Genomic DNA, 13,817 nt, shown 5'->3' with positions numbered 1-13,817 from the left:
TAAAGCGAAATCCTAAATAATAGATTTCGCTTTATTTTTAATCAAATAATAGTATAGGTTATAATAAAATAAATGATTACCAACAAATTTGCATTTTTTAAATTTAATCAAAAATGGGGTGAGGTATGAAAAATAAAGTATATAGATTTTTTCGTTGGCTAAAAATTATTATAAAATATATTGTATTACTATTTCCTGCTATATATAAAGATGCATATCTGCATATAAAAAGAATCATAAAAAAACAGTCGAATCCTCATATACTTGAGATTACTCTTCCTACAACTAATCCTGTAATTTTAACTATGATGGCAAACTTCATAACATTAACACCTGGCACTATCACTGTTGATATAAAAGAAAGCACTCTTTTTGTTTTGGATATTGATTCTGATAGTAACCCAGAGCATAGCAAAAGAGCTATTTTGAATGATTATAATAAGATATTTGGATAAGGAGAGGGCTATGCTAGTATTTTTCATGATTTTTTTATGCATATCAATAGCTGCAATATTAGTTAAATTTATAATAGGAGAAACTGTATGGGAAAAACTCTTATCTCTTAATCTAATCTCTGTAAAAACAATTCTACTTATATGCAGCTACGCAATCTATAAACAAAACTCCATGTCTCTTGATATAGGATTAATCTATGGAATGATAGGTTTTTTAACAGTAATTATCATAGCTAGATTTGTTCTTAAAGGAGGACTTCAAAAATGATATTAATTCTTTTATCTGATTTTCTTCTTGCTTTATCGGTAATATATATAAGCTTTGGAATTATAGGTATTTTTAGATATCCTGATGCCTATTCAAAGCTCCTTACAAGCAGCCAAATAGATACTGTCGCAGCTATTACTACACTTATAGCCTTAATGTTAAGAGCTAATAATTCAGAATCCCTAATTAAGCTTATTTTCATACTTATATTTGTGCTTTTAACTGGTCCTGTTAGCAATCATATAATAGCAAACTCAGCTTATGTTCAGGGCTATAATCCAAACAAAGGAGCTGATTAAATGACATATTTTTTTCATGCTTTACTTATAATCATACTAATAGTTATTATTTTTTCTAAAGAAAATTTGAAAATAGTCATATATAGCTCAGTATTTTCTCTTATATGTGCTATTTTATATTTTTTATACAATGCGCCTGACGTTGCTTTAGCAGAAGCAGCCATAGGAAGCGCTATTGTTCCCTTGATTTATATTATTTCGATATCAAAGCACTCAAAATCAGCCTCCCATATTGATGAAAATGAAAGTAGTAAAAAGAATTATACTAGCTTAAAAGAGGTGGAGTATGATTAAAAGAGTAAGTTTCATAGCCATGGTAATTATTATTATTTTAGTTTTTTTTAAGATATCAGATCAAATGCCTCATCACAACGGCAATTCATCTGGAGAATATTATATTGCAAATGCCTTAGATGAGGTGGGAGCAAAAAACATTGTAACAGGAATATATTTAGATTATAGATATTTTGATACAATTTTTGAAGCTAGTATATTACTAGTAACCGTAAGTGGAATTTTATTCCTATCAAAATTTGAACAATTTTAGCAGGTGATTATTATGAAAACCTCAATTATCTTAGAAACTATAAGTAAGCTTTTACTACCGTTTATGATGTTATTTGGCATCTATATTATTTCCTTTGGCGATGTATCACCAGGAGGAGGTTTTCAAGGTGGAGCTATACTAACCACTGCTTATTTAGCGTTTTATTTTATTTCAGAAGATAAAAATATAGATTTGACTAAATGGGTAAAGTTTGAAAAGGTATTATTTTTTCTACTAATAATAGCAGGATTTTTAAGCGTACTATCAAAAGGTGTTTACTTTACTAATCCAATATTAAACGATAGCATGATTTCAAAAAGAGTTTTTTTTATTTTATTAAATCTTATAATAGCTGCAAAGGTATGTGTAGGTCTAATATGCATAGTAGAAAGCTTCATTGAGGAGGAAGACGATGGATTTTAGAATTATTATGTCTTTATTAACTGTTGCTTTGGGTTTATATGGCTTAGCCATGAGTAAAAATATAATTAAATCTATAATTTGCCTTCAAATAATGGAAAGTGCAATCGTTCTTTTATATCTTTCCTTTGCAGATAAAAAGAATGGTATTTCTCCTATACATCCTGGAAATCTTACAAATATGGTAGATCCACTTCCTCAGGCCCTTATGATTACAACTATTATAATTGGAAGTGCTATTTCAGCTCTTGCTCTTATGATTAGCATAAAAATTTATCATCATTATGAAACTCTTAACTGGCAAGAAATCATGGAAAAGGATGGTTAATCTATGACTCAAACGCTATTTCTAATTTTTTTACCAATTATCACAGCTGTAACAATTTATTCGTTTAAAATTAAGCATATCGAAAAATTAGTTTTAATAATGCAATCATCGATTACATTTATAATTCTTGATACATATACTAAAATTGGGCATAGCCAAGGATTTGCATTTGTACTTGGAGGCTATTCTAAAGTTTCAGGAATAGAATTAAAAATGGATAGAATTGCACTTGCATTTAGTATCCTTGCTATTATCATATGGTGGGCACTTATTTTTTATAATTACGATAAAATTAAAAATGATTTAAGATTTGGATTCTTTCTTATTTTTTTAGAGGGAGTTTTTCTTGGATTCTTGCAAGCCAATGACTTTTTTACGATATTTGTATTTATAGAATTAATGACAATAATTTCAACTATTTTAATAGTATATAAACGTGATAGTTATTCTTTTAGAGCGGGGTTCTATTACCTTTTATTTAATAGCATAGGTATGATGTTTTACCTTATAGGAGTAGCAGTGATTTATCAATCTATAGGTACACTCAATATGACTCTCGCTAAAGAAATTCTACCCTCCATGTTTTCAAATCCCTTCATTCAAATGTCATATATTTTTATAATAGTATCCATGGGTGTAAAATCAGCGTTTTTTCCTGTATACAATTGGCTTCCTAAAGCGCATGGAGCAGCTCCTGCTGCAGTGTCAGCACTATTATCAGGATTATTAGTAAAATCTGGTCTTTATGTGTTTATAAAAATTGGTTTAGTATTTCAACCATGGTTGCTAAAAGAATACTTATTATATATTGGCTTAATAACCTCTCTATCAGGAACAATATTTGCCATAGCTCAAAAAGATATAAAGCAGCTTCTTGCTTTTAGCAGTATTTCTCAAATAGGAATAATGCTTATGGCAATCAGTAGATTATCTGGATATGGACTAGTCGGTGGAGTTTACCATATATTTTCACATGCATTTGCAAAAAGCTTACTTTTCTTAACTGTTGGTCTTATAATCAATAAAACGAACAAAAGAAGATTAAATGAAATTAGAGGAGTTTATGAATCTTCGCCATTTATGAGTATTCTTATGATATTAAGTCTGTTCTCTCTTATAGGCCTACCCATGTTTAGTGGTTACATAAGCAAAGATATTGTCAAATACTCTGTTAAGGATTTTGGTATAGCTTATCTGCTTTTTTCATTTATAAATATTGGAACCTTAATTTACACTTTAAAGTTTTTCCAGATATTTAAAGGAAAAGGAACAAAATATAACATAAATATTAAAACTAAAATCTCCTTCTTAATTTTACTGATACCAGCACTGATTTTAGGACTTAATCCTACATTTATTGAAAATATTTTTATGATAAAAATTGATTATTTTTTTGGAAATCCAAATATAATTATGATTTTTGAATACTTTATCTTCGTAGTACTTGCGATTTTTATTAATAAAAATTATGTAGAAAAAGAACATAAGATATTATATAAGCTAAGACATTTTAATCTCAGCTTTGAAAACTCCGTTTTCTTATTAGTAATATTTTTATTCTCACTAATAAGTTTTAATTTTATAATATAATCTACTCATATATACTGTTGTATCAAATATTGCTATCTGATATAATAAAAAGACTTTGAGTTTTGGAGTGTGAAAAATATTGAAAAAGCAAGCTTTAGATAAAATGAAATTATTTTTTATGGGAATGAACTCTAGATATTTAGAGCAAAAAGATTTTTTTATTAAAGCTGAATTTACCTTTACATCTGGAACAAAGCAGTTTAAAGGCGAGTATGTAAATATAAATGATGAGCTTAGATATATCTTTAAGGGTGAAAGCCAAAGTATGAGTTTTCAGGATATGTTAAATAAATTAATGTCCGAAGCAGCTCTATATGATTCTTTGAACTTTAGATATATTCAAAGAGGGACAATAGTAGTTATAGAAGCAAATGACAAGCAAGTTACTACAAGAAATGAAGACACCTCTGAGGAGTTTGATGCAGATAGTCAGATAAGTAACTCAAGAGAATATTATATAAAGTCATCTAAATCAGGACCTCTTTTAAAAGAGATAGGTATCATGACCAAGGATGGAAAAATAAAAAATGATATGATTAGAAAATATAATCAAATAGATCATTTTGTAGAGGTAGTTGACCCAATTTTAAATTGCTTTAGCGATAGAGAAACAATCACCATAATGGATTCTGGATGCGGAAAATCATATCTTACATTTGTTCTCAACTACTATATAAAAGAAGTTCTTAAGAAAAACTGTTACTTTATAGGAGTGGACTATAAAGAAAATGTAATTAAGTCATCAAAAGAAAGAGCAAACAGGCTCGGATATAAAAATATGGAGTTCATCCAAGAGGACCTAAGAACCTATATGCCAAATAGACATATTGATATGGTAATAAGTCTTCACGCTTGTGATATAGCTACAGACTATGCAATAGCTTTAGCTATGAGAAGTAAAGCCGAATCACTTGTGATAGTTCCTTGCTGTCATAAAGAACTCAAAGATCAAATTAATAGTTCTCCTATAGATTCACTTATTAAACATGGAATATTCAAATCTAGATTCAACGATTTTTTAACTGATTCGCTTAGAGCATTGTTCATTGAAGCTCATGGCTATGAAGTTACACCTTTAGAATATGTATCTCCAATAGACACGCCTAAAAATCTTATGATTAGAGCTATAAAAAAATCTAATTCAAATGAAAAAGCTAGAGAAGAATATAATAATATTAAAAAGTTATTTAATGTTAGCCCAACTATGGAAAAATACGTTTATTGATATAGATAGCCTGAAAGATGGAGGAATAAATGAAAAGACTAAATATTTGTATAGACATTGATGGAACAATGACAGATCCATATTATTTTATGCCTTATTTTAATAAATATTTTAATAAAGATTTATCTCAAGACGATTGCACTACTCATAGAATCGATGAGCTATATGAGCTTCATAGAGAAGAAATAGATATATTTTATGAAAAAGAAGGGGAACATATGCACAGAAATGCTACTATCCTTCCTAAAGTTAAAGAGGTATTTGATGAGTTAATAAACTATCATAACCTGTATATAGTAACTGCTAGAAGTGAGAGAATGGCAGAAATAACTAAGGAATGGCTTGAAAAGTATGATATCCCTGAAGTTCAGCTTCATTCACTTGGAAGCTATTATAAAGTAGATAAAGCAAAAGAGCTAAATTGCGATGTTTTTATAGAGGATAATCCACAAAACTCATTAGAAATTGCAGAATCAGGAATAAAAGTCCTATTAATGGATACTAATTATAATAAGACCTTGTCACATAAAAATATCATTAGGGTTCAGAATTGGAATGACATTAAGCTTCATATTGATAAATTGGGTAAGCAGTAAGGAGGGAATAAAATGGTAGAAATCACTTTCACAAATAAAACTGGGAAAAAAAGCATTTCTAGTGATAATGTACAGCAACTTTTAAAAAACATGGCTGATATAGTGTCTATCAGTGATATATCTGATTCCCTTAAAGAAAAAGATGTAATGATATTTGATTGCAAGCTCGATAATTTCATTTTTAAGTTTGAACCTCTTGATGAAGAGCTTTATGAAGAATTTGAAATTGATGAGGAGTATTACCAAGTACTTTTTGAAGATATTAATGAGTATCTTCATGAACTAACAGATGATATAGAGCAAGATTTGAGAGAAGTATATAAATTTGAAAAAATAAAGCTGACTCACGAAATATATGATTTAAATGAAAGCTTTACAGATATAAAATTTGTAATGTCAATTTCATTTAAGGATATTAGTAGTCAAGAGCTAGCTGATTTGACTAGAATAACTGCAAAAAGACAGCTACTTGGCTCCTCAAAATATTTTAACTAAGAAATTAAAAAATCCTAGATTATTTCAAACATCACCTTTTAGATAATGTTGAATAATCTAGGATTTCTATTTTATAAATCAAAGAGTTAAAAGCATAGAATCTCATAACTCCAATGAATTTAATTGCACTTGGGAAATTAAATTATTTTAAAGCTGAACCAGAGCATCCAAATACATTTTTAATCTTATTTTGAACTATTTCTTCAATAGCATCTCTGCCTGGACCTAGGTATTTTCTAGGATCAAACTCAGCTGGTTGCTCAACTAAAACCTTACGAATAGCTGCAGTCATAGCCATTCTAAGGTCAGTATCAACGTTAATCTTGCATACTCCCCATTTTGCAGCTTCTCTTAGCATATCTTCTGGAACACCTTTTGCACCTGGAATAGCAGCGCCATACTGGTTGCACATTTCTAGATACTTAGGTATAACTGAAGAGGCTCCATGAAGCACTAGAGGATAATTAGGAAGTAAAGCTGATATTTTTTCTAATCTAGCAAAATCAAGTCTAGGCTCTCCTGCAAACTTGTAAGCTCCATGACTTGTTCCAATAGCAATTGCAAGTGAATCAACGCCACTTCTCTCTACGAACTCTACAGCTTGATCTGGATCAGTAAATTTTGCATCCTCAGCAGATACATTTACATCATCTTCTATTCCAGCTAGCTTCCCTAGCTCAGCCTCTACAGTAACATTTCTCTCATGAGCGTACTCGGCAACTTTTTTTGCTAAAGCTATATTTTCTTCAAATGGAAGAGCTGAACCGTCTATCATAACAGAAGAAAAACCATCATCTATACATTGCTTGCAAATTTCAAAGCTATCACCATGATCTAGATGAAGAGCTATTGGAAGGTCAGTTTCCTCAATTGCAGCTTCTACTAGCTTTCTTAAATATATAGGACTAGCGTATTTTCTAGCACCTGCAGAAACTTGAAGAATAAGAGCAGACTTTTCTTTTTGAGCTGCAGCTACTATGCCTTGAATAATTTCCATATTGTTGACATTAAATGCCCCAATAGCATATTTTCCTTCATAGGCATGTTTAAACATTTCTTTAGTATTAACTAATGGCATTACACTACCTCCTTGCTTAAATTGTGCTAAGTATATTAATAATTCATATACATGCATAAACTATTTTAGCATTATTATACTAAATTTACCCTATTTTTAATAATAATATCTTAAACTTTTTTAAGTTTGTATATTCTAAGCAAAAAAAGTATAATAGTATTTATTAATATAAGGAGTAAACTAATGAAAAACTTGCCTCAAAAATTTCTAGACGAAATGAAGGTACTATTTAAACAAGACTACGATAAATTCATAAATACATATAACAATCCAAGTTATTATGGACTAAGAGCAAATACCTTAAAAATATCCAAGCTAGAACTTAAAGCTATAGCTGATTTTATTGGTGAAGAAATACCATGGAGTCAGGATGGCTTTTATTATGACATAAATCAAAGACCTGCTAAATCCCCTTTATATCATGCAGGACTATACTATATTCAAGAACCGTCAGCTATGGCAGTTGTTAATAATATCGATATACAGCCTGGAATGAAGGTGTTAGATATATGTGCAGCTCCAGGAGGAAAAACTATTAACATTGCTTCAAAGCTAAAAGGAGAAGGACTCCTTGTAAGCAATGATATAAATAACCAAAGAACTAAGGCTATACTAAAGAACATAGAGCTTTATGGAGTTTCAAACGCTTTAATTACAAATGAAAACCATCATGTGCTAGAAAAAGTATTCCCTGAGTTTTTTGATAGGATTATACTAGATGCTCCATGCTCTGGAGAAGGAATGTTTCGAAAAGATGAAGACCTGATAAAAAGCTGGGAAAGATCAGTGATAGAAACTATACCAGTTCAAAAAGAGCTTCTTGATTCCTGCGCTTTGATGCTAAGACCCGGTGGAATCATGATTTATTCAACTTGTACTTTTAATGAAGATGAAAACGAAAAACAGATACTTGATTTTTTAGCTAGAAATAATAATTTCGAATGTATTGAAATCCCAAAATGCAATGGCTTGATTTCAAGAGATATACTACCTCAGTCAGCTAGACTACTTCCTCATAAACTTAACGGAGAAGGGCATTTCCTGTGCCTACTAAGAAAGGCATATAAGGATAATTCTTCCCTTGAGTCAAACTCAGTTCAAAATGCTGAGCCAATAACCAACTTTCATTTTCATAGGGATAAGCTTCCATATCAGTATCTTAATTTTGAGAAAGAAAATTTGAATATTAAGCTAGATGGTAGCTTTATAATATCTGACAATAAGTTATATAAAGAAGTTTATACTCAAAAATTAATAAAAGGCTTTAAAGTAATTCGAAATGGATTATTTGTAGGAGAAATAAAGAAAGAACAATTCATTCCATCTCAAGCCTTTATTATGACTTTATCTAAATCCGATTTTAAAAAATATCTAGATTTTGATAAAAGCGATTCTCAGATTATAAAATATCTAAAAGGTGAAACTATATTTGTAGATAATAAAGATGACGGATTCTATGGAGTAGGAGTAAATGGCTATACACTGGGATATGGAAAGCTGCAAAATGGTAAGCTTAAAAATGGCTACAATAAAAACTGGAGGATGACCTAATGAAAGCTCAAGTTGAAAAAATGAGAATTGATAAATATCTTGCTAATATGGGTGTTGGGAGCCGTAGTGAAATAAAAAGATATATAAAAAATAAGCGTGTAATGGTAAATGGAGTATATATTACTGACAATGGGCTTATTATAAACTTAGATGATGACATAAGATTTGATGAAGAGAAAATATCATATAGAAAATTTGTCTATATCATGATGAATAAACCTCAAGGAGTAATATCTGCAACTGAAGATAAATATCAAAACACTGTGCTAGATTTGCTTGACCCTTCATATCTTCATTTTGATTTATTCCCTGCTGGCAGATTAGATAAAGACACTGAAGGCTTTTTACTACTGACAAATGACGGCAAGCTAGCTCATAACATGCTTTCCCCTAAAAAACATGTTGAGAAAAAATATTATGTCGAAGTTATCGGACATCTAGTAAACGAAGATAAAGATGCTTTTTCAGGAAATATAATTATAGATGACGGGTATGAATGTATGCCTGCCAAATTAGAAATTTTAGATTCAAATGATATATCTAAAGCATATGTGACAATAAAAGAAGGTAAATTTCATCAAATAAAAAGAATGTTTGAAGCAATAGGAAAAGAAGTTACCTATTTAAAAAGACTAACCATGGGTCCGCTGAAATTGGATGAAAATTTGGAGCTAGGCGAGTATAGAGAGTTAACTGAGCAAGAAATGCAGATGCTTAATGATTATATGTAAATAAACTTACGAAGAGGTGCTAAATTGAAAAAAAGAGATATATTAGAGATTAGAGTTGAAAATATGGAGTTTGGTGGAACTGGAACTACTGTAGTTGATGGAATAAAACTAAGCTACAAAGGCGGAATTGCTGGTCAAAAAGTAAAGATGCTAGTAAAAAAAGTAAGAAAAACTAAAGCAGAAGGAAAGATTCTTTCAGTTCTAGAACCAGCGGAAATAGAAACGTCTCCTACATGTCCCCATTATGGCATATGTGGTGGATGTAGTATGCTTTCTGTACCATATGATGAGCAAATCAGCATCAAGAAAAATCAGATAATTGAGCTTTTTAATGAAGCTGGACATACTGAAGTAGCGGATTTAGAGGTTTTAAAAAGCCCAAGTCCATATGAATATAAAAATAAAATGGAATTTACATTTGGAGATAAAGAAAAAGGCGGAGAACTAATGCTGGGAATGCACGCAAAAAATTCTCCAATGTCAATAGAATATGTTCATTCTTGCATGATTGTAGATGAAGACTATAGGAAAATATTAGTTGCTACAACTGAATTTTTTAGAAATGCAAATCTTCCTCACTATAGAGTACTCGCTCATGAAGGCTATTTAAGACATTTAGTTTTAAGAAAAGGTAAGAATACTGGAGATATTCAAGTAAATATTGTAACTACTACTCAGCTTGAATTCGATATGGATACATATGCGAATATGCTTACAAAATTAACTCTTAACGGAGAAATTAAAGGCATACTTCATACTTTTAATGATTCGCTTTCTGATGCTGTTATTCCAGAAAAAATCAATCTGCTATACGGCGTTACTGACTTTGAGGACATATTACTAGATAAGAGATTTAATATCTCACCGTTTTCTTTCTTTCAAACAAATACTCATGGTGCAGAAGTACTTTATTCTGCTGTGAAAGACATGATAGGAGATAAAAAAGATATAATATTTGATTTATATAGCGGAACTGGAACAATAGGAATAACAGTATCAGATAAAGCAAATAAAATAGTGGGTATAGAAATAATCGAAGAGGCAGTAGAAGCAGCTAAAGAAAATATTAAGAAAAATAATATAAAAAACTGTGAATTCATAGCTGGTGATGTAGCTACTGAGGTATCAAAAATATCAGAAAATCCTGAACTAATATTACTTGATCCTCCAAGAGCAGGGATACATCCAAAAGCGATGGGAGATATCATATCATTTAACTCTAAAGAAATACTATATATATCATGTAATCCAAAAGCTCTAATGAACGATTTAAAAGTTCTCAAGAGCGCAGGTTATGAGATACAGGAAGTAATTGGAGTTGACATGTTTCCTAATTCTCCGCACGTTGAGACGGTAGTATTGATGTCAAGGGTAGATAAGTAAGAGTGTAGAAAAGCTTTGAAATAAAGGCTTTCCGGGCTTTTGTCGTGAAAATCGGATGAGGAATAATCGTGAAAATATCTGTTCATGGAAACAAGTCCAAAGGCATGATTTTGAACGTGACAGAGCGATTTAGATAACATGGGTTTGCGTGTGGTCGATCTAGATAACATCGGCTTGCAGTGGTCGATTTAGATGTTTTTCAAATTTGTTGAGGATTTATAGTCGGGTTGTAGTCAGTTAAAATACAGAGTATGTATTGAGAAATAAGAATTTAAGGAGGATTAGATATGGCACGTTCTCTCAGAGATTCCTTTTCAGGATTTGGTAGTGAGCTATTAGAGCGCATAAGAGAAGACCATAATGCGCGGCTAGATGATGCTGCTTTTGAAGAAAGAGTAATTGGAATTAACAAGACAATTGCAGCTCTTCGTGAAGCAGAGGTTGAAGATGAAAAAATCATTTACCTTATGCAAAAATATTGGGATTTACGCCTAAGCGAGGTTAAGGAGATTATGCGGCAAAATAGATACACCGAAGAGGAGTGATTGATTCATTCAGCGTAGTATTGCAATGGACTGATAACTTACAAGGGGGCGGTAGAGATGGATTTGAAAGGAGTTCTTGTTAGACATAAAGTATTTGGAGAAGGGGTTATCAAGCAAAATGATGATCAGTATCTAACCGTCACCTTCTCAGAAGAAGATAAAAAGTTTGTGTTCCCTGATGCTCTTGAAAATTTCCTAACTATAATTGATTTTAATATTGCTTCAGCAATTGATGTAGAAATTCAAAAAATGAAGCAACTTGAGTCTGAAAAAATGAGAGCCCAAAATGAAATGATGAAGAAAGTGCAGCCAAGCCAAAGCAGTACTCATCACGTGGGCCAACCAACCCAAAGGGAAGAACAAGTATTTTCATGGAGCAGTACTTTTGATTTAAGCTCACTAATGGAAGAATTTTTCCCCAAAAGAGAAACTTTGTTGAATATAAAAAGGGACCAAGAATCACAAGTAAAGCAGATAATTGAAAAAAGAAATATAGAATATTTGGTTCACTTTACAAGATTAGACAACCTGCACAGTATCCTTCAAAATGGTTTGGTTCCAGTTAGTATTCAACAAAAAATGAAAATACCATCAATTCACAATGACGAGCAGCGAATTGACATGAAGCTTGATTGTACAAGTTGTTCTGTTGGATTTCCTAATTACAAACTGTTCTATACATTCAGAGAGTATAAATATCCAGGGACGCGTTGGGTAATTATTGTCCTTGATAAGGATGTATTATTCTCACCTACGAATATTGCTTATTATTGCCATACAAATGCTGCTGGGATTTTTCCAAGAATCTCGAGCGCAAAAGAGTTATGTACAGCGAATGCCTTTGAAAATATGTTTTGTGACTCCATAACGACTAAAGAAAATAAATTGATTCAGAGGGAGTCATTAAAAATTAATGATAGCATAACCACTGATCCTCAGGCGGAAATTTTAATTAGTGATATTATTGATACGAATTACATCGGCTGTATTTGTTTTCAAAACCAACAAGACATCGATGACTACATACAACAAAATGGATCTGAAGTCATAAACAATTACGAGCATAAGATTGTACCTGGCTTCTTTGATGCAAGAAAAGATTATATGTTTTGGAAAAAGGAGTAATTACATGGCAAAGAGAATTTGCTTTATTTCAAAGCCCTACGAATACCCAATTTACGACGAGGTACTAATTGAGTTTGAATACTTCACTGGATTTGCAATATCACAAAAGCAAAAGTCAATAAATTCGATGCATGCTAGCATTTTAAGAGCAGATTCGTCTTTAAAGGTCCTTGAGGTTTCTACTAAATCTACCAATCCTCTTGGTGTTGCCTTGAGTGCGTTTAATTTAAAATTTCTAGATGAAATATCTGGGAGAGAATATCCCCTTGAGAATATTTTTCAATCTTCAAAGGTATTTGCAAATGGTGGACCATATAGGGATTTGCTAAATGTTCATCCTAAAGACGCCAAGAGAGATGAAAGGCTTAAATCATCAGGTAATCTAGTAGGTTTTAATTATAATGATACGATCTGGGAAAAAGATCCTAAAACAATGTTTTATGATTGGATTTATATAAGATCACTATATAGAAATGGCACATTGGCAAAAGAAATCCTCGATTTTAATGCATTCACGGATATTGAATTTAATCAAGAGAAGTCAATTAACTGTCAAGCCAGATCGGCTGCAATATTTGTGAGTTTAGCAAAGCTTGGGAAATTAGATGACGTACTAAATTCCAAAGAAGAGTTTAAAAAGATATATTCAAGTAGCCAGAATGCTACCTCACAAATATCGATATTCGACATTTAATTCATAGAATTTATTTGAAATGTGTGAATGACTGGACAAGGCACCCTACAATCAATCTGTAGAGTGCCTTGATTACTTTTTGTCTTATTCATTTACATCCACCGTCAAGCCGGAATTAAATTCCACAGTGAATTTGTCTTCGTAGACAGTGACCTTTGTAATGGTATAATAAAGTTGTAACATCTAGTACGAAAATATATAATAAAATCGGACTAGGAGGATTGCAAATGAAAACATATTACGATATAGATTTTAAGAAAGAATTAGTTAAAGAATATTTAGATGGTAAATCATTAAATAATCTTTACCAGACCTATGGAGTAGCAAAATCTACAATAGCAGGATGGATTAAAAAATACAGTGAAGAATGCCAATATATTAAACCACATAATAAAGAAAAAAATGCTTCAAGTGAAGAAATACGAGCTTTAAATAAGAAAATCAAGGAACTTGAAAAGGAAAATGATTTCTTAAAAAAAGCCGCGGC

General features: G+C 31.2%; 19 protein-coding genes. 18 read left to right on the top strand and 1 reads right to left on the bottom strand.

Translation table 11 applies throughout. The features are described 5' to 3' along the window. Positions 1 to 125: 125 nt before the first annotated feature. The 11 genes from B5X47_RS08570 to B5X47_RS08520 all read left to right on the top strand — a co-directional run bounded on the left by B5X47_RS08570 (position 126) and on the right by B5X47_RS08520 (position 6,223). Entirely contained in the window at positions 126 to 455 is a 330-nt protein-coding gene (locus B5X47_RS08570; protein ID WP_079589751.1) for a Na+/H+ antiporter subunit E, read from the top strand. Between the two features lie 10 nt (positions 456 to 465). Further along, on the top strand, positions 466 to 723 hold the full coding sequence (locus tag B5X47_RS08565; protein ID WP_159446444.1) for an MrpF/PhaF family protein: 258 nt from the start codon (positions 466 to 468) through the stop codon (positions 721 to 723). Further along, positions 720 to 1,022 (top strand): monovalent cation/H(+) antiporter subunit G, encoded by a 303-nt coding sequence (mnhG, locus tag B5X47_RS08560; RefSeq protein WP_079589749.1) that lies wholly within the window; start codon positions 720 to 722, stop codon positions 1,020 to 1,022. The genes B5X47_RS08565 and mnhG overlap by 4 nt, the downstream gene beginning before the upstream one ends. Next, the gene (locus B5X47_RS08555; RefSeq protein WP_079589748.1) at positions 1,023 to 1,316 is read left to right on the top strand and encodes a Na(+)/H(+) antiporter subunit B; all 294 of its coding nucleotides are present in this window, start codon (positions 1,023 to 1,025) and stop codon (positions 1,314 to 1,316) included. Next, positions 1,309 to 1,569: a hydrogen gas-evolving membrane-bound hydrogenase subunit E gene (gene mbhE / locus B5X47_RS08550; RefSeq protein WP_079589747.1), complete on the top strand. Its 261-nt coding sequence runs from the start codon at positions 1,309 to 1,311 to the stop codon at positions 1,567 to 1,569. Before B5X47_RS08555 ends, mbhE begins: the two co-directional genes overlap by 8 nt. A gap of 12 nt (positions 1,570 to 1,581) precedes the next feature. Continuing rightward, positions 1,582 to 1,992 (top strand): MnhB domain-containing protein, encoded by a 411-nt coding sequence (locus B5X47_RS08545; protein ID WP_079589746.1) that lies wholly within the window; start codon positions 1,582 to 1,584, stop codon positions 1,990 to 1,992. After that, complete coding sequence (locus B5X47_RS08540; protein WP_041487132.1) at positions 1,982 to 2,317, top strand: sodium:proton antiporter; 336 nt, start codon at positions 1,982 to 1,984, stop codon at positions 2,315 to 2,317. Before B5X47_RS08545 ends, B5X47_RS08540 begins: the two co-directional genes overlap by 11 nt. A gap of 3 nt (positions 2,318 to 2,320) precedes the next feature. After that, positions 2,321 to 3,907: a complex I subunit 5 family protein gene (locus B5X47_RS08535; RefSeq protein WP_079589745.1), complete on the top strand. Its 1,587-nt coding sequence runs from the start codon at positions 2,321 to 2,323 to the stop codon at positions 3,905 to 3,907. A gap of 79 nt (positions 3,908 to 3,986) precedes the next feature. Next, the gene (locus tag B5X47_RS08530) at positions 3,987 to 5,132 is read left to right on the top strand and encodes a class I SAM-dependent methyltransferase (protein ID WP_079589744.1); all 1,146 of its coding nucleotides are present in this window, start codon (positions 3,987 to 3,989) and stop codon (positions 5,130 to 5,132) included. Positions 5,133 to 5,161: 29 nt separating this feature from the next. Then, entirely contained in the window at positions 5,162 to 5,728 is a 567-nt protein-coding gene (locus B5X47_RS08525; protein ID WP_079589743.1) for a 5' nucleotidase, NT5C type, read from the top strand. A gap of 12 nt (positions 5,729 to 5,740) precedes the next feature. Further along, positions 5,741 to 6,223, top strand: a complete 483-nt coding sequence (locus tag B5X47_RS08520) for a hypothetical protein (protein WP_013361404.1) — start codon at positions 5,741 to 5,743, stop codon at positions 6,221 to 6,223. A 142-nt stretch (positions 6,224 to 6,365) separates the two neighbouring features. Here the strand turns inward: B5X47_RS08520 and fba are convergent, their stop codons facing one another. Continuing rightward, positions 6,366 to 7,301, bottom strand: a complete 936-nt coding sequence (gene fba, locus B5X47_RS08515; RefSeq protein ID WP_013361405.1) for a class II fructose-1,6-bisphosphate aldolase — start codon at positions 7,299 to 7,301, stop codon at positions 6,366 to 6,368. 183 nt (positions 7,302 to 7,484) lie between these two features. On the opposite strand from fba, the gene B5X47_RS08510 reads away from it, so the two are divergent. From B5X47_RS08510 to B5X47_RS08480, 7 genes are all read left to right on the top strand, one after another. Beyond that, complete coding sequence (locus tag B5X47_RS08510) at positions 7,485 to 8,852, top strand: RsmF rRNA methyltransferase first C-terminal domain-containing protein (RefSeq protein WP_079589742.1); 1,368 nt, start codon at positions 7,485 to 7,487, stop codon at positions 8,850 to 8,852. Beyond that, positions 8,852 to 9,583 carry a pseudouridine synthase gene (locus tag B5X47_RS08505; protein ID WP_079589741.1) on the top strand — a complete coding sequence of 244 codons (732 nt, stop codon included), beginning with the start codon at positions 8,852 to 8,854 and terminating at the stop codon, positions 9,581 to 9,583. Before B5X47_RS08510 ends, B5X47_RS08505 begins: the two co-directional genes overlap by 1 nt. A 24-nt stretch (positions 9,584 to 9,607) precedes the next feature. Next, a complete protein-coding gene (gene rlmD / locus B5X47_RS08500; RefSeq protein WP_079589740.1) occupies positions 9,608 to 10,966 on the top strand; it encodes a 23S rRNA (uracil(1939)-C(5))-methyltransferase RlmD in 1,359 nt (452 codons plus the stop codon). A 287-nt stretch (positions 10,967 to 11,253) separates the two neighbouring features. Then, positions 11,254 to 11,511 carry a hypothetical protein gene (locus B5X47_RS08495; RefSeq protein ID WP_079589739.1) on the top strand — a complete coding sequence of 86 codons (258 nt, stop codon included), beginning with the start codon at positions 11,254 to 11,256 and terminating at the stop codon, positions 11,509 to 11,511. Between the two features lie 57 nt (positions 11,512 to 11,568). Further along, complete coding sequence (locus B5X47_RS08490) at positions 11,569 to 12,636, top strand: DarT ssDNA thymidine ADP-ribosyltransferase family protein (RefSeq protein ID WP_079589738.1); 1,068 nt, start codon at positions 11,569 to 11,571, stop codon at positions 12,634 to 12,636. A gap of 4 nt (positions 12,637 to 12,640) precedes the next feature. Continuing rightward, positions 12,641 to 13,330 (top strand): DarT1-associated NADAR antitoxin family protein, encoded by a 690-nt coding sequence (locus B5X47_RS08485; protein WP_079589737.1) that lies wholly within the window; start codon positions 12,641 to 12,643, stop codon positions 13,328 to 13,330. Between the two features lie 227 nt (positions 13,331 to 13,557). After that, on the top strand, positions 13,558 to 13,817 hold a 260-nt coding region (locus B5X47_RS08480; protein WP_143215797.1), incomplete at its 3' end, for a transposase.

It is taken from the genome of Acetoanaerobium noterae, assembly GCF_900168025.1.
GTDB classification, from domain to species: domain Bacteria; phylum Bacillota; class Clostridia; order Peptostreptococcales; family Filifactoraceae; genus Acetoanaerobium; species Acetoanaerobium noterae.
The sequence above is the reverse complement of the archived record's forward strand: the minus strand, read 5'-3'. Positions and strand labels throughout refer to the sequence as shown.